Genomic DNA, 21,261 nt, shown 5'->3' with positions numbered 1-21,261 from the left:
CATCGGGTTGTTTCGACTGCCCGGCCTATGCCGTTCCCACAGGTACACAATTGTCCATGACTTTCCTGACCGCCCTTGTCCACGCCGCCGAACACAATCCGGTCGATACGGCGGGCCTTGTCGTCTTCACCTTCTGCTGGCTGGGCTATGAGCCGTTCCTGCAGAAGATTTCCAAGAAATCCGGCCTCATCACCAAGGACCTCAGCATCGTCCGCCAGGCCTGGATGCGGGAAATGACGGTGCGCGAGCTCAAGCTGTTCGATTCGAACCTGATGGCCCACGCCGTCAATTCGGCGACCCACTTCTCGTCCGCCAACCTGATCCTTATCGCCGCGGTGGCCGGCGTGCTGTTTTCGAGCCATCCGCCGCTGAAGTCGGTCGAAGCGCTGGGTTTCGACGTGTCGTCGCCCCTGCTCTTCCAGATCAAGCTGGCCCTGGTCGTCATCTGCCTGACCCGCGGCCTGCTGAACTTCATCTGGGGCATTCGCCAGATGAACTATTGCGCCGCCGCCATGGGCTCGCTGCCGGAATATATGGACGACAATACCGCCAGAAAGTTCGGCGACGCGCTGACCAGCATTATCGAACCCGCCATGTCGAACTTTTCGCAAGGCGTGCGCGGCTACTACTTCTCGATCGCCGCGGCCGCCTGGCTGTTCGGCCCGCTGTACCTGATCACCGCCAGCGTCGGCGCCATCGTCCTGCTCGGCTGGCGCCAGTCGCGCTCGAAGGCGGCGCGCGGCCTGCGCCAGCTGCGCGAACTGCTGGAAGAGCATCCCTACCCCACGCCGACGCGGCCCCTGCATGAGAACCACAATCCGTTCGTGAAAAATGCTGCATCGCAAAAGAGAGATGACGCGGCATAAATCGGCTGTCACGGAAAAAACACTATCCAGCCTGCGCCTTGTAACGATACGTGATCGGATGAATTACAATTTCATCTTGCTTTATTTTGCGCCGCAAACTATTTTGAGGATGTTCGGTGCTTCGGCATCGATGCCCTTCCTGGGCGTTTCCTCCCTGTAGACTTAGCCGCGCTGGATCAGCGCGGCTTTTTTTTGCCCGCAATTACGGATCATCCCGCGATCAGCGCGTTGGTCAGCATCCGGAAAACGGCCTTGAGCTCCTTGAGTCCACTGTGTGGCTCCAGGGTCGCCTCGTCCATGTAGATGGCGCGGTTGATCTCGATCTGCAGCGCCTCGACACGCACCGTCGCGCCGCTGACGGACAGCCCCGCAGGCCGGCCGTAGTGTTCGACGATGTAGCCGCCGGCGAATGGGCGGTTGAGCCCGACGCGCAGGCCTTCCTTTTCCAACAGTCCCTTCACCTTGCGCGTCAGGGCCTCGGAACAGCTTTCGCCGTGCAGATTCCCCAGGATGATGTCCGGCTTGGCGCCCTGGATCTGTCCCAGCGACGACGACGGCATCGAATGCCAGTCGATCAGGCGCACGGGCTGGCCGGCTTCCGCTGCCTCGCGGATCAGCCTCAGCAACGTCCAGTGATAGGGCCGGTGGACCAGGTCGATGCGGCGCTCGACCTCTTCCATGTCGAGCGGCTGGCGGTAGATGTCCTGGTCGGCGGCGATGCGGCGCGCCACCACGCCGAAACCGGCCTTGACGCGTGCGCTGAGCGACAGGGCGGCCTTGGGCAGTTCGCCCCGGATCAGCCGCGCATCGAGCTCCAGCGGATTGCGGTTGACGTCGCAGAAGGCGCGGGCATAGCGGCAGGCCACGCCGAACACGCCCAGCTCCGGCGACAGCCCGACCATGTCGTCGACAAAGGCGTCCTCGCTGGCGCGCAGGCCCCTTCCCGACTGGCGCGCCTCGGCAATGAAGCTGTCAGGATAATACCGCCCCGAGTGCGGCAGGCTGTACACCACCGCCGACGCCGCCCCTTGCGGGCGCACGATATCCAGCCCTTTTTCCGGGGTGTGCACAAGATGCCAGGGGGTGGGGACGGCAGGACTCATCTTAGCCTTTTAGTAGGACATTGCTGCCACGTATTCATCCCAAATTTACGCTGTTTGACCAAGATGCCTTTACAGCCCGGCATCGCGGGATAAAAGTTAGGGAAAGCCCTTGATGAGTGACATGAAAAAGATCCTGCTCGCCGAAGATGAAGACAGCGTCCGCAGCTTCCTGTCGCGCGCCCTGCAACGCGCCGGCTACGAAGTCGTCAGCTGCCCGGACGGCGACACGGCGATCTTGGCGCTCGACGACGGCCCGTACGACCTGCTGCTGACCGACATCGTCATGCCCGGCGCCGACGGCATCGAAGTGGCCAAGCGCGCCGCCGAGATCCAGCCGGAACTGAAGATCATGTTCATCACGGGCTTCGCCGCCGTGGCGCTCAACGCCCAGAAAGCCTCGCCGAACGCCAAGGTCCTCGAAAAGCCGGTGCATTTGCGCGAAATCGTGACCGAGGTCGAACGCCTGATCGCGGCCTGATACTTAGGCGTACGTTGCGCGCAAATGCTTTTTAGTTGCGCTAACGCTTCGCTCGTTGAGCGCACTGCGCGAGATCGTGACCAAGGCCGAACGTCTGATCGCGGCGTAAGCTGCCAGCATCCGAATACGAAAAGCCCCGCGTGGAAACGCTGGGGCTTTTTTATGCTAAAACTGAAGCCTTCATGTTTGCGGCAACTGAAGATTGCCCCTTCCGTCTCCCCTTCGCCAAGGCTTTCGGGGAGCCACCTTCCCCGCTCCGCAGGGAAGGAATTAAACCAATTAAACTCCCTTCCTTCCCCGTTTTGGCTGCCGCCGAGGCCGGGGAAGGTGGCAGCCGCCGCGACAAGCGGCGGATGACGGAAGGGGGGATGCGGTGGATTTAACAGACTCCGGAGGTCCAGACGGCCAATAAAAAAGCGCCCGCTAAGGGGCGCTTTTTAGGATGGAGATGGTGGGCGCAACAGGGATTGAACCTGTGACCCCTACCATGTCAAGGTAGTGCTCTCCCGCTGAGCTATGCGCCCATCTCCAAGGAGGCCCGGTGTATAGCCAAGGCCTTCCGGCTTAGCAAGCGCCCGGATGCGCTTTTTTCGGGGAAAAGCCAAAAAACGTCATTCCGGCTGCGACAGCTTGTCGGCCAGGTCCGAAGCCTGCTTCTGCTGGTCGTCATTGAGCTCGTGGCCCGTATCCATCTTCTGCAGCAGATCGCGGGCGTCCGGATCGCCGGCATCGGCCGCCAGCAGCGCCCAGGCATAGGCCTTGACCTTGTCGACCGCCTCGCCGTCGCCGTTATAGGCGAATTCGGCCATGTTGAGCTGAGCCAGGGGCAGGCCGGCGCGCGCCGCCTTTTCGATCAGGGCCCGGCCTTTCGCCGGATCGGCCGGCACGCCGTCGCCATGCAGGTAGAGCCGGCCCAGGTTGAATTCCGCCGGCGGATAGCCCTGGTCGGCCGCCTTTTGGTACCAAACGACCGCCTGGCCGATATCCTTGTCGACGCCTTCGCCGATCTCGTACATGTTGCCGATATTGAACTGTGCGCCTTCATAACCGCCCTCGGCCGACTTCCTGTACCAGGCAAAGGCCGTCTTGAGGTCGCGTTCGACGCCCAGGCCGTTATCGTAGGCCGCGCCGATATTGTACATGGCCTCGACGCCGCCGGCATCCGCCGCCTTGCGCGTCCATTCCATGGCCTTGCCGAAGTCCTTCGGGGTGCCCAACCCCTTGGCGTACATGACGCCCAGCAGGGTTTCCGCCGTGACATTACCCTGGGCCGCCGACTTCGAATACCACTGGAAGGCGGCGTTGAAATCCTGGGCGACACCGTTGCCGTAATAGTAGTCGTCGCCGAGCCTGAGCTGCGCCGCCGCATCGCCGGCATTGGCCGCCTTGCTCAAGGCCGCCATGTCGCCGGTTTCCGCCGGAATGTTCTGATCGCTGGCAGCCGGCCGTTCACGCGGCGCCGTATCGCCCGCTGCCGCCATCCCCGCACTTAAGACCAGCGCCAGCATCACGCCCGCCAGACCCGTCAGCCCTGCCCGTCCCATTCGCCGTCTCCGCAATCCCTCGCGACGCAGACCTAATCATGCCTGCAGCCTTTTAAAGAGGTGTCAAAGAATTATCGACGCCGCCACAACCGTTTTTTGTCAGCTGTTGCGTCCCTGCCAGATTTTTCCCGCTCAAACAGTCACTTTGTCCGGCCGGATGTAGTCGTATACGGCCAGCCCCGTTTCCGGATCACTGAGCGTGCGCCAGCTTTCGGCCTGCATCGCCACGGCCGCATCCTTCATGCCGTCCTGCCAGTGCTGCTCGACCGACACGCGCCAGAAGTCGAAGTCCTTGGACTGGATTTCCTGACGGTTGGCGCGGTTGATCAGGTGGACCAGGCTGACGCGGCCCTTGAAGGTATCGTCGGAATAGGCATCGCCCAGGATACGCTTGCGCACATCCTCCGGCACGTTTTCGGCCAGGTTGCGGATGAGGGTGCGCAGGCGGTACTTTTCCAGAAAGGCGTCGGTATTCATGCGCGTGCGCGACGAGTAGGTGATGTCCTTGCGGCGCTCCTCGACCTCGTCCATGGTCTGCGGCTCCGGCCCCACGGCGCTGAACAGGTCGATCTGGAAGACCAGGGTATCCCGTGCCACGCCCTGGTCCAGTACGTAGCTGAGCGGCGTATTCGACACCAGGCCGCCGTCCCAGTAGGGCTCGCCGTCGATCACCACGGCGGGAAACCCCGGCGGAAGCGCGCCGCTGGCCATGACGTGCTCGGGCCCGATCGTAATTTCGGTATTATCGAAATAGACGAAGTTGCCGGTGCGGATATTGACCGCGCCCAGGCTCAGCCGGGTCGCCCCGGCATTGATGCGGTCGAAGTCGACGTGGTCGAGCAGGGTCTGGCGCAGGGGCGAGGTATCGTAGAAGCTGGTCGCTTCGACCTGGCCCGCCGGATAGAACCACGGCGCCATGAACCAGGGCCGGAAGAAGCCCGGCACGCCGGCCGACGCCGCCACGCTGGACCCCAGCGAGCGATAGGTCACATCGCTGAAGGTCGTGCGGCCGGCAAAGTCCTCGCCCGGAATGTGCAGCCCGACAGTCCTCCAGAAGGATTTCAGGCGCTCGACGCGGTCTTCGGGCGCATTGCCCGCCATGATCGCCGAATTGATGGCGCCGATCGAAATGCCGGCGATCCAGTCGGGCCGGATGCCCTGGGCGTGCAGGACCTCATAGACTCCCGCCTGGTAAGACCCCAAGGCGCCGCCCCCCTGCAACACCAGGACGGTCTGGTCATAGGGAAGGACAAACGGTTGCCCAGGGGCCTCAGCGGCGCGTTCGAACGACATGGATATCCTCCGTCGGAAACCCGGCTGCCGTTATATTGCGCCGCACCATGGCGATTGCAAGGCTCAGTTCACGCCGTAGACCACGCAGGCCGTCTCCGTCAGCCTTTGCAAGGGCGGGGTCTGGATGAACGGATTGGCCAGCGCCCGGGCTTCCAGCACGCCGACGTCCGCCATGGCCTCCGCCGGAGCCGGGGGCGGCGGCGGAGCGGCCATCGGTGGCGCCATGGACCTGCGCATGCCGGTCACGACGACTTCGTTGGCCTGCATGCTTTCGCCCAGGTCCGGCGCATTGCGCGCCAGGATATCCGTCTTGCAGGCGCGGCCCGTGGGATCGATGACCTTGATGGCGCCCAGTTGGCCGCCGGCCGCGGTGACGGCGTTGGCGGCCCGTTCGTGCGCGTCCGCCACGGCCTTGCTGTACAGCCAGGTATTGATCTCGTTGGTCGGCTCAAGGCTGAAATAGATGGGGTTGGTCTGGGTCGGCGAAGCCGCCAGCACCAGGGCATAGGCCTTTTCCAGCGCGGCCATGTCGCGGATTTCCAGCGTAATGTTCAGCGAGACCTGGTAACCGGTGATCTTGTCGCCGCGCTGGTCCTCGACCCGTGTGCCGCTCTTGTCGCGGTATTGTTCATAGAGGGCGCGCATCGAGAAGCCGGTATTGACGCGGACGGCGTCCCTGCCGAGTTTTTCCAGCGCCTGTTGCAGCGCCTTGGTCTGCTGGATCGCCTTGGCCTGAGCCTTTTCGACCGTGTCGTCGACCGCCAGGAAGGTGGCCGAAAACTGCGCGCGGTTGGCCGGCAGTTCGGCGTAAACATAGCCGGTCTGGGTGATGACGCTTTGGTTCATCCACCACGGGGCCTTGTCGTATGCCGCACTGGTGCCCGGCGGGTACATGGTCCAGCCGTTACTATCGCTTGTCATGACGGCCGGTGTCGCCCCTGCGGGCGGACGCGCCGGACGCGCCATGGCGGCATCGGAGACAAGGGTCAGCAGGGCAAGCGCGCCGGCGGCGAGACGATGACGGGGCATGGATAGTCTCCTTAGTGAGCGGCCCTGGTCCAGAGGTCCTTGAGGTGGCGGTAATTGTCGGCGCCGCCGCATACGCCGCCGTCCAGCGCGGCCGGCGAAGGCTCGCCCTCGCCGGTAAGCAGGGTCAGGCAGTTTTCCACCACATGGACCTGGCCGGGATTGATGTCGTAGGTGGTAATGTTCATGAAGCTCATGTGCCCGGGCGTCTTCTTGGTGCCCGCCACCCAGTACGACATCATCCGGCTGTGCGGCTCGGTCAGGGGGGCCATGATGGCGCTGGCGCGGGCTTCGTCGTGCGGCGCGCCGTTGAGGCCATAGCGCAGGGCGATGACGGCGGCGTAGCGGTCGCGCGGCGCCGGACTGGCTTCAAGCGTCGCCTCAGGCACGGTCAGCGCCCTTTCGATCACTTCGCAGATCGTGCGTTGCCCGTCGGGCGTCAGCGTGATGCAGGCCGACAGCAACAGGACAGGCAGCATAAGCGCACCTGCGACGGCAAGGCCGGATATTTTTAAGGCTTTCATTGTCCCCTCCCCCCGGAATATGACCACACCATAGCCGCAGAAACCGTTTCTGCCAATTCGTAAGAATGCAATCGGGTTTCCGGCATCGTCACCCAATATTCCTGAAATTGCGAAGTTTCAGAGAGCTGATAGGCTGGTGGCAGGGCTCCCAATCCGCTGTTCACCCCATGCTCAACGACCTGACCTCGTCTTCGCTGTTCCTGCCGCTCGGCCTGTTTATCGCCCTGGCCGTGGCGCTGGTGCTGCTCGTCTGGAACATGGTCGCGGAGCTTACGCATCGCCGCCTGAAATCGCGGCCGCTCAACACCTACCAGCGCACACGCCGGAAGGCCAAGGCCGGCGACCCCAAGGCCTGCATGGCCTGCGCCGAGATGCTGGAAAAGGGCACGGGCGGCGCACCGGACAAGCCGCACCTGATCCACTACTATCTCAACCGCGCCTTCACCATCTGGTACGGCATGGCGCGGCAGGGCGACGGCTATGCCGCCCTGAAGCTGGCCGAGATCTGCAATTTCGGCCACACCTATCCGAAATTCTCGAAATATGCCGACCGCGCCTATCGCGCCGCCCTGGCGGTCAACGAAGCCAATGCCGCGGCTGGCGACATCAATGGCTGCGCCTATGCCGGCTACCAGTACCGCTATGGACTTGGCTGCGCCACCGACTACGACACGGCGGCCATGTACCTCGAACGCGCCGCGGACATGGGCCACGCGGCCTCGATGAAGCTGTTGGCCGACCTTTATCTCAACGGCCTCAAGCCCAGGCCGGACCCGGTCACCGCGGCCAGGCTGGTGCGGCAGGCGGCCCTGATCGGCGACCCGGAGGCGCTGGAACGCGTCGGCGACAACCATCTCGACAATACGGGCGAGGTGGCCAGCCGCGAACTGGCCTACTGCTGGTACGCCCTGGCGGCGCGCAAGGGCCGGCGCCAGGCCATGCGCAAGCTGGAAACCCTTGAACAGGATTGGACGCCCAAGCAGTTGCGCGACATCCAGGACCGGCTGGCGACCTTCGTCCCTGCCTAGGCCGCCGGGCTATACCGCGCGATAAACTCTGCATGGCTCGGCTGCTGCGCGGCCGCCTTCGCGATCATGTCGCGCATCATGTCGAGCGCGCGCACCACGTCAGGCGTCGACAGAGCGTCGGCCATGGGATCGTAGGCGGCAGGCCGCAGCCCCTGCCCGATCATGACCGCCAGCCAGCTCGGCAGCTTGAACAGTTCATGCTCGTTGATGAAGACGCGGCCCGTCGCAGCAAACAGGTCAAGGCGATCCTGAAGCGATTGCGACACGGTGTTGTTGCGGTTATAGCGCCAGAAGTCCGTGTCCTCGCGCTCGGTCAGCTTGTAGTGCATGACCAGGAAATCGCGGACGTCCTCGTAGTCGAAGGCCGTCTGGCGGTTGAATTCATCACGCAGTTGCGGCGCGAAATCCATGTCCGGCATGGATTTCAGCAGCTTGGTCACGCCCTTCTGCACCAGGTGGATCGCCGTGGACTCCAGCGGCTCCAGGAATCCCGCCGACAACCCGATCGCCACGACATTTTTGCTCCAGGCCTGGGCCCGGCGGCCGGTGCGGAACCGGATGACGCGCGGGTCGGCCAGCGCCTCGCCATCGAGATTGGCCAGCAGGGTCGCCGCCGCTTCGTCGTCGCCGATGTGGACGCTGGAATAGACATAGCCGTTGCCCGTACGGTGCTGCAGCGGAATCCGCCACTGCCAGCCGGCATCGCGCGCCGTCGACCGCGTATACGGCGTTAATGGGCCGGTACGTTCGCTCGCCACGGCTACCGCCCGGTCGCACGGCAGAAGCCCGGTCCAGTCGTGATAACCGGCCTTCAGCGTCTCCTCGATCAGCAAGGCCCGGAAGCCGGAGCAGTCGACGAAGAAATCACCCTCGACCGCCTGCCCGTCAGCCAGTTCGACCGCTGTAACGAAGCCCGTGCCGGCATCCTGCCGCACATTGATAATTTTGCCTTCTATACGCGTGACGCCGTGCCTTTCGGCGTGGCTGCGCAAATAGGCGGCATAGAGGCCGGCGTCGAAATGGTAGCCATGCGCCACGCCCGACATCGGCGACGACGGATCGGTCCCGCGCATGTTGAAGCGGTTCTGCCGCGCCAGCACGCTGTTGAGATTATAGTCTTCAAGGTCGCCGCCGGCGCCCGCCGCCCTGGCCTTCAGCCAGTGGTGATGGAAGTCGCAGACGTCGAAGGTCTGCCCGTACTGGCTGAACGGGTGGAAGTAGCGGTTGCCCTTGCGCGCCCAGTCGACGAATTCGATGCCCAGCTTGAAGGTCGCCCTGGTCCTGGTGACGAAATCGCGCTCGTCGATGCCGATCAGCTGGTTGAACAGGCCAAGCAGGGTCAGGCTGGCCTCGCCGACGCCGATCGTGCCGATCTCGTCCGATTCGACGAGCACGACCTTCGTCGGGCTGGCGCGCAGGAAGCGGCCGAGCGCGGCGGCTGTCATCCAGCCGGCGCTGCCGCCGCCGACGATGACGATGCGGCCAAGCGGCTTCTGCATCAGGCCGACACCTTCATGAAGTTGGGCGACGCGCAGTGCTGGGCGATGAAGTCGGCGTGCGACGGCAGCCTGGCCGCCACGCCACGGATCGTGTCGCGGCGTTGCTGCATCAGGGCGCGCAGGGCATCGAGCGGGATGCGGTCGGCCAGCGGATCGTACATGTCCGGCACCAGCCCCTGGCCGTTATAGATCGAAATCCAGCTCGGCTCGGCGAAATGATCGAACTGCCGCGTCACGACCTCGCCGCGCAAGCGATAGAGCTGCATCTTGTTGGCCAGGTCGTCGGGCACGGCCATCGCCGCCGCGTGGCGCCACAGCTCGGCGTCATCACGGCTGTTGAGGTGGTAGTGCAGGATGATGAAGTCGCGTACGCGTTCGTACGATTCCAGTGTGCGCATATTGTATTCGTCGATGAGCGGCGCTTGGCAGGCCCGCGACGGGAACAGTTCCAGCAACCGGATGATGCCGAGCTGGATGAAATTGATCGAGGTCGACTCCAGCGGCTCGAGGAAGCCCGACGACAGGCCGACGCAGATGCAGTTCTTGTCCCAGAAGCGGTTGCGGTGCCCGGTCCTGAAGCGGATCAGCATCGGATCCTTGAGCGGCTCGCCATCGAGATTCCCAAGCAGGATGTCGCGCGCGGCCTCGTCCTGCATCAGGGCCGAAGCATAGACGTGACCATTGCCGGTGCGGTGCTGCAACGGGATGCGCCACTGCCAGCCGGCGTCCCGCGCCATCGACTGCGTATAGGGTGCAAGCTTGCCGGAAGAGGCCGACGGCACCGCCCAGGCGCTGTCGACCGGCAGCCAGTGCGACCAGTCGGTATAGCCCTGGCCCAGGGCGCCGCCGATCAGCAGGGCGCGGAAGCCCGTGCAATCGACAAAGAAATCGGCCGCCTCCACGCTGCCGTCGTCCAGCGTCAGGCTCTCGATAAATCCGGTTTCGGCATTGAGATTGACGCCTGTGATCTTCGCATTGCGCCGGTGCACGCCGCGCGCTTCGCAATGGCCGCGCAGGAAGCGGGCATAGAGCGACGCGTCGAAATGGAAGGCGTAGGAATAGTCGTGCATCGGCGAGCGCGGATCGGGATTGGGCGGAAAGAACCGCCCGGCATAGGCCAGCTGTGTCGCCAGGCAGTAGTCCTCCAGCGAACCCGTATCGCCGGCCGCCTTCAGCCGGCGCCACATCTGGTGCGGCTTCAGGCCCTCGTGCATCGCGCCGAAGTCGCCGAAACCATGGAAATAGCGGTTTCCAACATGGCCCCAGTCGGCGAATTCGATGCCCAGCTTGAAGGTCGCCACGGTGGCGCGGATGAATTCCGCCTCGTCGATACCGATATGCTGGTTGAAGACGCGCATGGTCGGGATGGTGGCTTCGCCGACCCCGATCGTGCCGATATCCTCGGATTCGATGAGCAGGATTTCAACGTCACGCGGGATGCCCGTGACCAGGGCGGCCGCCGACATCCATCCAGCCGTGCCGCCGCCGGCAATGATGATCCTGCGAATGGGGTCCTGCATGGCGTATGTTCCGGCGGCCTGTCTCAGGCGATTATGAGTATCTCTCATAAAAAATCCCTTCCGGACAGGTGCCGGAAGGGAGTTTGAGAGAACGAGTCCAAATTCGTAACGACGCCTTCGTAGGACCAGTCGAAAACGTCCGTCCCCGATCCTGAAGATGCCAGGATCGAAGACAAGTGGCTGCCGGCGCAGGTCAGTGCCGGCAGCCACAACGCTTTAGAAGCTGCCGCGCAGGACGACCGAGACGCGGCGGTCGGTCTGGATCGCCGAATAGAACTGCGTGACATTCGGCTGGGCCAGATCGCTGCTGACGCGCTGGTAGGTCGTCGAGCGGCCGATGTTCGTCACCTGGACGCCCAGCTTGAGCTTGGTGTTCAGGTTGTAGAAGACCGAGCCGTCGAGCTGGCCGTAAGCTTGCGCCCAGAGCGGACGGTTCACGTTGGCGGCCGACGTCGTGTACAGGTACTTGGAGCGCCAGTTGTAGGCCAGACGCGCCGAAATGCCGTACTTTTCGTACATCACAGCCATGTTGTAGCTGTCCGGCGACATGCCTTCCAGCGGCAGGCCGTTGAGCGCAGCACCGGCGACCTGGTTCGAGTCGGTGACGTCCACGGTGGCATTGCGGCCGCCGCTCGAGTCGATGTGCGTATAGTTGGCCTGGACGCCGAGGCCGGACAGCGGGCCCGGCAGGGCGTCGTAGAACTGCTGGTAGGCCAGTTCGAAGCCGCGAACCTTGCCGGTCGCCGTACCGTTGACGTAGCGGGTCACGTCAAAGGTCAGAGTCTGGCCGTTGTTCGTGAAGGTTTCGCTGTCCGCCTGGGTGTAGATGTAGTTCTTCAGGTCCTTGGCGAACAGGTCGAGCGTAAGACTGCCGGTCGGCGCGAAGTACCATTCGCCCGTCCAGTCAAACTGGGTCGCGGTGATCGCCTTCAGGTTCGGATTGCCGCCCGTGCCGGTGAAGGTGGCATTGGTCAGCGCGCCGTGCGAGTCGATCGTGAAGTTGGACCCCAGCGTCGAATACGGCGTCAACCAGGCCATGTCCGGCCGAACCATGCCCTCGGACGCAGCGAAGCGGAACTGCAGCTTGCTGTTGTACTTGAAGCGGATGTTCAGGCTGGGCAGGACATTGGTGTATTCACCGCCGCCGGCATACGGGAAGGCGCCGTTGCCGAAGGTCAGGGTCTTCGTATAGAGCGAGCAGTTGCTGGTGCAGGCGGCCGAGGTCGTCGGCGCGGCCACGACGATATAGCTCGAACCCGTCGACTTGGTCTGTACAACACGGACGCCGAAATTACCGTCGATCGTGCGCTCTTCGCCCCACAGGTTCGGCGTGAAGGCGAAGGTGCCGGTGGCGTAGGCAGCCGTCGTCTTTTCCGTCTGGGTGTTGTCGTTGGTGGTCGATGGCGAGGTCAGCGGCGTCCAGCCCCAGCCTTCGGTTTCCGCGCTCTTCAGCAGGTCGTAGGTCTTGGCCGTGCCCTGGTTGACCAGCGACGCGGACGGGAACCAGATGCTGCCCGGCACGGCGACCTGGCCGTGCATGAAGTTGCTGAACGTGTCGAGCATCGTGTAGTCGGAGCCCGGACCGCCGCTGGCCGCGTTATTGATGTAGGCGGCGGGGCCGCCACCCCAGTATTCCTGGCTGAGGAAGCCCCAGTTCCAGCCCGAGATGCGGGTCTGATAGTCCTTGTCGGTCGTGCGGACGCCGAACTTGAAGTTCTTCAGCCAGCCGCCGTCGAAGTCGTACTGGCCGTCGAGGCGCGCAGACAGTTCCTTGCCCTGGTTGCGTTCGATATGGTCCATGTCGGCCGCCCACCAATAGGTGCTGGGGTCGCTGGTCGTGACGCCGGAAACGGAGATTTCCGGCAGGCCGCCCGTCATGGTGTAGTTCAAGGTCGGCTTGTTCGAGCTTTGGATGAAGGCCGTGTTCGACAGGTCGCGGGCTGTCGACTTCACGTACTGGACGTCGCCGGCCAGGGTGAACTTGCTGGAGACGTTCCAGCGGCCGTGCAGCGAGATGTCCGTCGTTTCGTTATGGTCTTCGCCATAGCGGGTGTTCGACGTGATGCCGGCATTGGCGATCTTCGCCGTCTTCACCGTACCGTCGGTGTTGAAGGTATAGGAAGCGCCGTTGCCGAAGAACTCGTTCGAGTCATTGTAGAACCCGGTATTGTATTCGGTGTTCTTGGGGTCGGACTTGGCGTTGAACAGGCTCAGCGTCAGTTCGACATCGTCGTTCGGACGCCATTGCAGGGCGATATTGGCCGCCTGGCGCTTCTGATCCCAGTCAATCGTGCGCCAACCCATGGTGTTCGGGATGGTGACGGTCTGGTTCGTGCTGGCCAGGGTGCCGGTGACGTAACGGTCGACGGCGATGACGTTGGTGTCGTTGCCTTCGTTGACCAGCGAATAGTTGAACAGGGCGCCGACTTCGCCGATCGCCGTATGCCAGCGGTCGGAGGCCAGGAAGCTGTACGAATACTGGTGCTTCTTCTGCAGGTCGCCGTAGGTGTCGTCGGCGGTGAAAGCGAAGATCGGCTTCTTGGAATCGAAAGGCAGACGGGTGCGCAGGTTGACCGTGCCGCCGATGCCGCCTTCGATCATGTCAGCCGAAGCGTTCTTATAGACGTCGACGCCGGCCAGCAGGTCCGACGACACGTCCGACCAGCTGAGCGCACGGCCGTTCTTGGCCGAGAAGATGTCACGGCCGTTGGTTTCAGAGCGGACCCATGCCAGGCCGCGGATTTCGACGCCGCCAGCTTCAGCCGTCATGCGGATCGGGTCGCGGGCTTCGGCGGCGCGCTGGATGGTCAGGCCCGAAATGCGTTGCAGCGCTTCGGCAACGCTGCGGTCCGGCAGGGCGCCGATGTCGACGGCCGTGACCGAATCGACGATGACGTCCGAATCCTTCTTGCGCGCCTGGGCGCTCTTGATCTGGGCGCGCTGGCCGGTGACGACCACGACCGAATCGTCGGCCTTGGCCGCGGGCTTGTCCTGCGCGAAGGTCGGCTGCGCCAGCGCCGCCAGACCGACCGCAACGAGCGAAGCCGAACCCATGAGCGCCGTGAATTTTGCACTGCGGTTTTTCATAATGTCTCCCTGGCAAGGCGTGCGGAAATGCGACGCCTATGAGTGTCCGTTCCAGAGCACCGAAATTTTCCATAAAAACATCTTCAAATATAAAAACGACAAGGCGCGTATAGTGCGCCCTTCGTCTTCATGCCGACGTGTTTCTATGGCTGTCCGTGTTTCGTTGTTGACGCCTTAAGCCCGTCCTATGGCGACGGTGCTTGTGGCGCCTGCTCCTATGGCAACGCTGTCATAGAGCCGCCCGGATAGCCACTCCAAATTGTCGTATTGTAACACTATTCCGACAGCTATAGCGACAATGCCACACAAGTTATTGTTTTTGTTTAATTTATTTTTATACTTGAGAATGACAGCCCTGTCATTTTTTTATATGAAAAATCGATTAAATATCAAAAATTAAAATATGAAATCCGAATCGCCCATGAAAACGAAAACGGCGCCCGTCTTGCGAGGGGCGCCGTCAGCGTTGTCATATTGTGGGAAGGATCAGCCCTCGCGGCGCAGACGATCGACGAAGCCCTTGAGACGCCCTTCAAGACCGTCCGCGTGTTCCGACACCAGGCCGATCGACGAACGGACCTTGTTGACGACGCCCGTCGTTTCACGGGCGACCTCGGCCACCGTCATCAGGCTTTGCGTGACCTGATCGGTGCCCTGGCTGGCGCGCGAGACGTTTTGCGAAATGCGTTGGGTGGCGCCGGACTGGCGCTCCACCGTCTCGGCGATCACGCCCGAAATTTCGTTGATCTGCTCGATCGTGGCGCCGATGGCGCGGATGGCCGCTTCGGTTTCGGTCGTGGCCGCCTGGATGTCGGCGATCTGCAGCGAGATTTCCTCGGTGGCCTTGGCGGTCTGGCTGGCCAGCGACTTGACTTCCGAGGCGACGACCGCGAAGCCGCGGCCGGCTTCGCCCGCACGCGCGGCTTCGATGGTGGCGTTCAGCGCCAGCAGGTTGGTCTGCGAGGCGATCGACTGGATCAGCTTGATGACGTCGCCGATGCGCTCGGCGGCGGCCACCAGGCGGTTGACGGTGATCTGCGTGTTGGACGCCTGCCCGACGGCGTCGCGCGCCACCAGGGTCGAGCGGCCGACCTGCTGGCCGATGGCGTCGATCGACTGGGCCAGTTCCTGGGCGGCGTCGGCCACCGAGGTGACATTGTGTGCGGTATCGCCGTTGATGGCGACGACGCTTTCGCTCTGGCGCGAAGTCTCTTCGGCCGAACGGATCAGGTTGGTCACGACGCCGCTGAGATTGCCGGCGGCCGTGGTGATGGCTTCGACCGAAGCGCCGACTTCCGACTGCAGGCTGTTGGCCAGGGCCTGGAACTCACCCTTGCGGGCGCCCGATTGCGCGCCCTGCCCGTCTTCGAGCTGGGCGACGGCGTAGGTCTTGCCTCCGGCCGACATGCGGCTGATCGAGACATTCGCTTCCAGCGCCGAGCCGTCGAGGCGGGCACAGGCGATGGCGCCGGACCAGCGGCCGTCGCGGGCGATGCTGGAGGCGATGGCGCGGACCACGTCCGAGGCCGTGCGGTTTTCCGGCTGGCGCGGGCCGAGCAGGGCCGACAGGCTCTTGCCGGCAAAGGCCGAAGCCGAGATCGCGCCCATGCCCGATGCGAAGGCCTGGTTGCAGTAGGCGACACCGTCGTCGCCCGGCGTCAGTCCGCACACGAAGACCGGCGACGGAAGGGCTTCCAGCGCTGCGAAAGCCAAATCGGCCTGCGTATCTGTCTTTACGCTTTTACGGGCCTGCCCAAACATCCAACGTCTCCTAATTCTATGATGCCGGAGAGTGGCGTTAACATGGCTAAGAATTGGTAAACCGGATTAAGGATTATGCCGGCCGCCTGAGATTGCCAAAGTCCGCCTTATAGCGGGCGTCTTAAATCCCTAAAGCCCGCTTCTACAGCGGCCGTCTTAAATCCCCCAAGCCCGCCTCTATAGCGGGCGTCTTAAGTCTAACGTATGCGGATAGTCCGGGTTGACGACCAGCGGCGGAATCTTCACCCGGCCGGGCGTATGGGTCGGCGCTTCGAAGCGCGACAGCCGGCGCCCTTCGGCTTCGTTTTCGTTGAGCGGCAGGGTTTCGTAATTGCGTCCGCCAGGGTGCATGACGTGATAACGACAACCGCCCAGACTGCGCTCAAGCCGCGTATCGAGCACGTCGAAGACCAGCGGCGTATTGACCGGCAGGTTGGGATGCAAGCTCGACCACGGCGCCCAGGCCTTATAACGGACGCCGGCGACCTGGACGTTGCCGTCGCGCGTCGCCGAAAGCGGCAGGCGATAGCCGTTGCACGTGACGACGTGCTGCGGGCCCACCCCGCCCTTCAGCCGGACCTCAAGCCGCTCGACCGACGAATCGACACCGCGCGACGTGCCGCCTCCGGAGGATTCCTCGCCCATGACCGGCCAGGGCTCGAGCGCGTTTTTCAGTTCCAGCTGGACATCGCCGACCTGGACCGTGCCGATGGTGGGGAACCGGAAATCGAAGAACGGAATGAACCAGTCCGGACTGAAGGCAAAACCGTTCAGCTTTAGATAATCCAGGACCTCAATCATATCGCCTTCGACGAAATGGCCGAGCAGGAAACGGTCGTGGAGCTGCGTGCCCCAGCGTACCAGCGGCGCGCGGTAGGGACGTTTCCAGAAAACAGCGATCAAGGCCCTGAGCAACAGGGTCTGGATCAGGTTCATCTGCGGGTGCGGGCTCATCTCGAAGCCGCGCATCTCCAACAAGCCCAGCCGGCCGCGGTCGCTGTCGGGACTGTAGAGCTTGTCGATGCAGAATTCGGCACGATGCGTATTACCGGTCAGGTCGACCAGCAGATTGCGCAGCAGGCGGTCGACCAGCCAGGGCTGGCTCTCGCCCGAACCGTCGGGCAGGGCTTTCAGGGCGATTTCGAGTTCGTAGAGCGACTCGTGCCGCGCCTCGTCGATGCGCGGCGCCTGGCTGGTCGGCCCTATATAGAGGCCGGAAAACAGATAAGAGAGGCTGGGATGATGCTGCCAGAAGGTCAGCATCGAGCCGAGCACGTCGGGCCGGCGCAGAAACGGCGAGTCTTCGGGTTTAGCCGCGCCCATGACGATATGGTTGCCGCCGCCGGTCGCCACGCGCTTGCCGTCGATCATGAACTTGTCGGCGACCAGGCGCGACAGCCGCGCCTCATCGTAGACCGTCGTGATGATCGTCTTAAGTTCGTCCCAGGATTTCGCCGGCTGGATATTGACCTCGATAACGCCGGGATCGGGCGTAACCGACAGGCTTTCGACGCGGTGGTCGCGCGGCGGCGCATAGCCTTCGATGACCACCGGAATTTCGAGATGCGACGCCACCGCCTCGATGGCGTGGGTCAGATCGTAATAGTGTTCGGCATAGGAAAGCGGCGGCAGGAAAAGGAAGAGCACGCCGCCCCTCACCTCGGCGCACAGGGCGGAACGGACAAGGCCGTTGGGCCCCTCCTTGCCCTTGGGTTTGAGCGGCTTCGCCAGCTTTTCGCGATATCCGGAAACGACGGCTGCCGCTTCGGGCAAGGTTTCGACCGGCGCAAACGGCGAGCGCGCCGGGAAATAGTGTTCGTCCGCCAGTCTCTGGTCGATCAATGGCAGGGCGCCGAGCGGCAGGCGCAGGCCGACCGGGGAATTGCCGGGCAGGAGCATCATCTTGTCGGTGCGGAAGCGCCAGCCGTTCGACAGCCAGCCCTTGGTCTTCGCGGAAAAGGTCAAGGGCAGGACATAGCCCGTCGGATTGCCGACATTACTATCCAATTGGTCCTGCAGGCGCTTGCGCTCGGTCGCCTCATAGACGTCGGCCTTGAGCATCTCGCCTTCCAGCGGAATGCGCTGCTCCTTCCACAGGAGATAGGGAATGTCCTCATAGGCGGCCAGCACCATCGACCCGTCGATGCCGAGGGCGCGTGACAGCGTTTCAAGAAATGTCCCGGCGGCCTCCGGTGTGAGATCGCCCTTGGTATCGGGATCAGCCAGCCACACCGGATCGCACCAGAGCGACCGTCCGTCATTGCGCCAATAGAGATTCATCGCCCAGCGCGGCAGGATTTCGCCGGGGTACCACTTGCCCTGGGCGTGCTGAGCCAGGGCGCCGGCGGCGAAACGCTTCGACAAACGCTGAAACAAATCGAAGCCGAGACGCTTCTTGGCATCCGACAGCGCCGTGAAATGCCATTCGTCGCCGGTGCGGTCGTCAAGGCTGACAAAGGTCGGCTCGCCCCCCATGGTCAGGCGCACGTCCTGCGCCGCCAGCGCCTTGTCGACCTTGCCACCCAGCGCATCGATGCGCTGCCATTCCTTGTCACTGTATGGCTGGGTGACACGGCGCGATTCGTAGATGCGCTCGACGTCCATCTCGTGGGTCAGTGTGGCGTTCGCCTTTTCCAGGGTTCCGGAAATGGGCGCGGCCGACTGCGGATTGGGCGTGCAGCACAGGGGAATGTGGCCTTCGCCGGTGAACAGGCCTGACGTCGGGTCGAGCCCGATCCAGCCGGCGCCCGGCAGGTAGACTTCGCACCAGGCGTGCAGGTCGGTAAAGTCCTCCTCGGTGCCCGACGGCCCGTCGAGCGACTTCACGTCGGCCTTCAACTGGATCAGGTAGCCGGAGGCGAAGCGCGTCGCCAGCCCCTTGTGCCGCAGGATCTGGCACAGCAGCCACGCCATGTCGCGGCACGATCCCGACTTTTTCGCCAGGGTCTCGGCGCTGCTTTGCACGCCGGGCTCCAGCCGGATCATATATCCAAGCTCGCGGTTCAGGCGCGCATTGAGCGCGACAAGATAATCGACCGTCGGCGTCGCTTCATCGGAAACGGACGCGACGAAATCCATCAGCAGCGGATCGGAGTCCTTGATTTCGAGATAGGGCGCCAGTTCTTCCTTCAGCGCGGCTGCGTAGACGAAGGGTACGGTTTCGGCGCCCGGTTCGAGGAAGAAGTCGAAGGGATTGAAGACACGGATTTCCGTGACCAGGTCGACCTCGACGCGGAAATGCGAGGTCTTTTCCGGAAAGACGATGCGCGCCAGGTAGTTGCCGAACGGATCCTGCTGCCAGTTGATGAAGTGGTTTTCCGGGGAAACCTTCAGGGCGTAGGACTGGATATGCGCACGGGCGTGCGGTGCGGGACGCAGGCGGATGGTCTGGGGGTTAAGCGTGATCGGACGGTCGTAGCGGTAGTCGGTGACATGGTGCAGCGCAGCCAGAATGCTCAACTTTTCAATCCCTTAAAATAGCCGTTATGCGTCTCCGTCCGGGCCAATGGCTTGCCTCTTTTACGGAATCGCAAAAAAAGTGTCATCCTCCTGTTACGGGGACTAGACAACCGCCTGAGAAGAAAGTCTAGTTGCAATGCAGTATAAGAGGTCATTTTTGTGAGCGCCATTTCGAGTGACATACTGGCCTTCAGCTTCGACGGTCTGAGTTCGCCGGCGATCGACCTCAAGTTCCGCAAAGGCCCGCAAAAGGGCGAGCATACGCTCGGCTGGGGCCTCGGCTGGTATCCCGGTGACAACAAGGCGGCGATCCTGGCCAAGGATCCGTCGGCGCGCGACACGGCAAGCCTGCACGGCGCCATGCAGGACTGGGACGTCTTCCGCTCGACCGTCTTCTTCTGCAAGGTGCGCGGCGCCGCCACCGGCTATACCCACCTCGAGACCCAGCCCTTTTCGCGCAGCTTCGCCGGCCAGGACTGGCTGTTCATGCACAATGGCGATCTCGACAAGACCGCCATGACGCGGCTGCATTTCAACAAATCCATCTTCCTGGAACCGATGGGCCGCACCGATTCGGAACTGGCCTTCTGCTTCCTGCTCGGCAAGATCCAGGACTACGGCGCCCGCGCGCTGGGCGATGTCGACCACCAGGTGCTGCTGTCGTGGTTCCTGCAGCTCGACGACATGGGCTCTGCCGACATGGTCATCTCGGACGGCACGACCGTCGCCGCCTTTTACGGTTCGCAGTCCGAAACCACGCTCTATTATTCCCGTGTCCGCCCGCCGCACGCCGACGCCTTCGACGCCGAATCCGCGTCGTTCGCGCTCAACAATCCGCGCGATACCTTCCGCACCGCCGTCGTCTTTTCGTCGACGCCCTTCCGCCAGGGCGACTGGAAAAAGATGCAGAAATCGCAGCTGATCATCGCGCGCCGCGGCCAGGTCGTGTGGACCAACAAGAAGGGCGAAGCGCAACCCCAGCCGCAGCAGATCGTCCACGAGCAGGACGGCCATTTGCAAGGTGTCGTCGTGCCGCCGTCGATGTCGCGCGGCCCCGTGACGCGCGCCTTCGTCGACCAGCAGGCCCAGACCCAGCAGTTGTCGATCCTGCAATCGCTGCAGCAGATGAAGACGGTCCAGCACAATATCCTCAACGCGCGCGCCCAGACGCACGCGCCCGACGGATCGCCGCTGACCTACCGTCTCTACGACATCGTCCATTCGACCGAATACGCGTACGAGAACGAGGTCGAGCATTCGACGCACATCTTCCGCCTGCTGCCGGTCGAGGACGCGACGCAGGAGGTGCTGAACGCCACCCTGTCCCTGTCTTCGGAAGGCGAGGACCTGCGCTACGAGGACGTCTTCGGCAACCAGACGATCAACTATTCGATCATCAACCCGTACAAGAAGCTGACGGTGTCGTGCCGCTCGCTGGTCAAGATCTTCGGCGCCGCACCCGACGACTTCTCGGCCCAGGTCCGCCAGGTCTTCATCCCGCTGGCCATGATGCCGTGGCAGCGCACCATGATGGACCCGTACATGCTGCCGCCGGAACTGCCCGAAACGCAGCTCCAGGAGCTGATGATCTACGCCATGAGCTTCGCCGAGCGTAACGGCCGGCACCTGATGGATACGCTGAACGACATCAACCAGACCCTTTATCGCGATTTCCGCTACCGGCCGGGCTCGACTACCGTGCGCACGACGCCGTTCGACGTCTACGCCTCACGCGAAGGCGTCTGCCAGGATTTCGCCAACCTGTTCATCTGTCTCGCGCGCCTGCTGGGCGTGCCGGCGCGTTACCGCGTCGGCTACATCTTCACCGGCGCCAATTACGAGAACAAGATTCAGTCGGACGCCAGCCACGCCTGGGTGGAGATCTACATCCCCTACCTCGGCTGGCGCGGTTTCGATCCGACCAACGGCTGCCGCGTCACCCAGGACCACGTCCGGGTCGCGGCCGGCCGCAACTACCTCGACGCAACGCCCACGGCGGGGACCATATACAGGGGCGGAGGCAAGGAAACCCTCAGGGTGCAGGTCACAATGAACGAGGTCTTCGTATAAGGG

14 protein-coding genes and 1 tRNA gene are annotated in these 21,261 nt (G+C 63.1%); 4 read left to right on the top strand and 11 right to left on the bottom strand.

Going from position 1 to position 21,261, the window contains the following annotated elements:
- Nucleotides 1–56 precede the first annotated feature (56 nt).
- Nucleotides 57–866, top strand: a complete 810-nt coding sequence (locus AB8717_RS03085; protein ID WP_443749567.1) for a DUF599 domain-containing protein — start codon at nucleotides 57–59, stop codon at nucleotides 864–866.
- 209 nt (nucleotides 867–1,075) lie between these two features.
- Here AB8717_RS03085 and AB8717_RS03080 read toward each other — a convergent pair whose 3' ends face one another.
- Entirely contained in the window at nucleotides 1,076–1,969 is an 894-nt protein-coding gene (locus AB8717_RS03080; RefSeq protein ID WP_443749566.1) for an N-formylglutamate amidohydrolase, read from the bottom strand.
- A 121-nt stretch (nucleotides 1,970–2,090) separates the two neighbouring features.
- On the opposite strand from AB8717_RS03080, the gene AB8717_RS03075 reads away from it, so the two are divergent.
- A complete protein-coding gene (locus AB8717_RS03075; RefSeq protein ID WP_443750843.1) occupies nucleotides 2,091–2,447 on the top strand; it encodes a response regulator in 357 nt (118 codons plus the stop codon).
- 449 nt (nucleotides 2,448–2,896) lie between these two features.
- Here the strand turns inward: AB8717_RS03075 and AB8717_RS03070 are convergent.
- From AB8717_RS03070 to AB8717_RS03050, 5 genes are all read right to left on the bottom strand, one after another.
- Nucleotides 2,897–2,971: transfer RNA gene (locus AB8717_RS03070), tRNA-Val, on the bottom strand.
- An 87-nt stretch (nucleotides 2,972–3,058) separates the two neighbouring features.
- Entirely contained in the window at nucleotides 3,059–3,991 is a 933-nt protein-coding gene (locus AB8717_RS03065; RefSeq protein ID WP_443749565.1) for a tetratricopeptide repeat protein, read from the bottom strand.
- A 132-nt stretch (nucleotides 3,992–4,123) separates the two neighbouring features.
- The gene (locus AB8717_RS03060; protein ID WP_443749564.1) at nucleotides 4,124–5,284 is read right to left on the bottom strand and encodes a patatin-like phospholipase family protein; all 1,161 of its coding nucleotides are present in this window, start codon (nucleotides 5,282–5,284) and stop codon (nucleotides 4,124–4,126) included.
- Between the two features lie 63 nt (nucleotides 5,285–5,347).
- Nucleotides 5,348–6,313 (bottom strand): SIMPL domain-containing protein, encoded by a 966-nt coding sequence (locus AB8717_RS03055; RefSeq protein ID WP_443749563.1) that lies wholly within the window; start codon nucleotides 6,311–6,313, stop codon nucleotides 5,348–5,350.
- Between the two features lie 11 nt (nucleotides 6,314–6,324).
- Nucleotides 6,325–6,834, bottom strand: a complete 510-nt coding sequence (locus AB8717_RS03050; RefSeq protein ID WP_443749562.1) for a hypothetical protein — start codon at nucleotides 6,832–6,834, stop codon at nucleotides 6,325–6,327.
- 167 nt (nucleotides 6,835–7,001) lie between these two features.
- On the opposite strand from AB8717_RS03050, the gene AB8717_RS03045 reads away from it, so the two are divergent.
- Nucleotides 7,002–7,862 (top strand): tetratricopeptide repeat protein, encoded by an 861-nt coding sequence (locus tag AB8717_RS03045; protein ID WP_443749561.1) that lies wholly within the window; start codon nucleotides 7,002–7,004, stop codon nucleotides 7,860–7,862.
- Here AB8717_RS03045 and AB8717_RS03040 read toward each other — a convergent pair.
- From AB8717_RS03040 to AB8717_RS03020, 5 genes are all read right to left on the bottom strand, one after another.
- Nucleotides 7,859–9,361, bottom strand: a complete 1,503-nt coding sequence (locus AB8717_RS03040; protein ID WP_443749560.1) for a tryptophan halogenase family protein — start codon at nucleotides 9,359–9,361, stop codon at nucleotides 7,859–7,861. The genes AB8717_RS03045 and AB8717_RS03040 overlap by 4 nt on opposite strands.
- Nucleotides 9,361–10,929 carry a tryptophan halogenase family protein gene (locus AB8717_RS03035; protein WP_443749559.1) on the bottom strand — a complete coding sequence of 523 codons (1,569 nt, stop codon included), beginning with the start codon at nucleotides 10,927–10,929 and terminating at the stop codon, nucleotides 9,361–9,363. Before AB8717_RS03035 ends, AB8717_RS03040 begins: the two co-directional genes overlap by 1 nt.
- A gap of 168 nt (nucleotides 10,930–11,097) precedes the next feature.
- Nucleotides 11,098–13,968 carry a TonB-dependent receptor gene (locus AB8717_RS03030; RefSeq protein WP_443749558.1) on the bottom strand — a complete coding sequence of 957 codons (2,871 nt, stop codon included), beginning with the start codon at nucleotides 13,966–13,968 and terminating at the stop codon, nucleotides 11,098–11,100.
- Between the two features lie 486 nt (nucleotides 13,969–14,454).
- Nucleotides 14,455–15,729: a methyl-accepting chemotaxis protein gene (locus AB8717_RS03025; RefSeq protein WP_443749557.1), complete on the bottom strand. Its 1,275-nt coding sequence runs from the start codon at nucleotides 15,727–15,729 to the stop codon at nucleotides 14,455–14,457.
- Between the two features lie 177 nt (nucleotides 15,730–15,906).
- Entirely contained in the window at nucleotides 15,907–19,188 is a 3,282-nt protein-coding gene (locus AB8717_RS03020) for a transglutaminase family protein (RefSeq protein WP_443749556.1), read from the bottom strand.
- Nucleotides 19,189–19,347: 159 nt separating this feature from the next.
- On the opposite strand from AB8717_RS03020, the gene AB8717_RS03015 reads away from it, so the two are divergent.
- Nucleotides 19,348–21,258 carry a class II glutamine amidotransferase gene (locus tag AB8717_RS03015; RefSeq protein WP_443749555.1) on the top strand — a complete coding sequence of 637 codons (1,911 nt, stop codon included), beginning with the start codon at nucleotides 19,348–19,350 and terminating at the stop codon, nucleotides 21,256–21,258.
- Nucleotides 21,259–21,261 lie beyond the last annotated feature (3 nt).

This window comes from Asticcacaulis solisilvae, from assembly GCF_052327315.1.
GTDB classification, from domain to species: domain Bacteria; phylum Pseudomonadota; class Alphaproteobacteria; order Caulobacterales; family Caulobacteraceae; genus Asticcacaulis; species Asticcacaulis solisilvae_B.
The sequence above is the reverse complement of the archived record's forward strand: the minus strand, read 5'-3'. Positions and strand labels throughout refer to the sequence as shown.

Excerpts from the sequence above, each read along its gene's own strand:
- AB8717_RS03045 (WP_443749561.1), top strand. The coding sequence starts at position 7,002 with ATGCTCAACGACCTGACCTCGTCTTCGCTGTTCCTGCCGCTCGGCCTG.
- AB8717_RS03075 (WP_443750843.1), top strand. The coding sequence starts at position 2,091 with ATGAAAAAGATCCTGCTCGCCGAAGATGAAGACAGCGTCCGCAGCTTC.
- AB8717_RS03040 (WP_443749560.1), bottom strand. The coding sequence starts at position 9,361 with ATGCAGAAGCCGCTTGGCCGCATCGTCATCGTCGGCGGCGGCAGCGCC.
- AB8717_RS03035 (WP_443749559.1), bottom strand. The coding sequence starts at position 10,929 with ATGAGAGATACTCATAATCGCCTGAGACAGGCCGCCGGAACATACGCC.
- AB8717_RS03025 (WP_443749557.1), bottom strand. The coding sequence starts at position 15,729 with ATGTTTGGGCAGGCCCGTAAAAGCGTAAAGACAGATACGCAGGCCGAT.
- AB8717_RS03080 (WP_443749566.1), bottom strand. The coding sequence starts at position 1,969 with ATGAGTCCTGCCGTCCCCACCCCCTGGCATCTTGTGCACACCCCGGAA.
- AB8717_RS03050 (WP_443749562.1), bottom strand. The coding sequence starts at position 6,834 with ATGAAAGCCTTAAAAATATCCGGCCTTGCCGTCGCAGGTGCGCTTATG.
- AB8717_RS03055 (WP_443749563.1), bottom strand. The coding sequence starts at position 6,313 with ATGCCCCGTCATCGTCTCGCCGCCGGCGCGCTTGCCCTGCTGACCCTT.
- AB8717_RS03030 (WP_443749558.1), bottom strand. The coding sequence starts at position 13,968 with ATGAAAAACCGCAGTGCAAAATTCACGGCGCTCATGGGTTCGGCTTCG.
- AB8717_RS03065 (WP_443749565.1), bottom strand. The coding sequence starts at position 3,991 with ATGGGACGGGCAGGGCTGACGGGTCTGGCGGGCGTGATGCTGGCGCTG.
- AB8717_RS03060 (WP_443749564.1), bottom strand. The coding sequence starts at position 5,284 with ATGTCGTTCGAACGCGCCGCTGAGGCCCCTGGGCAACCGTTTGTCCTT.
- AB8717_RS03085 (WP_443749567.1), top strand. The coding sequence starts at position 57 with ATGACTTTCCTGACCGCCCTTGTCCACGCCGCCGAACACAATCCGGTC.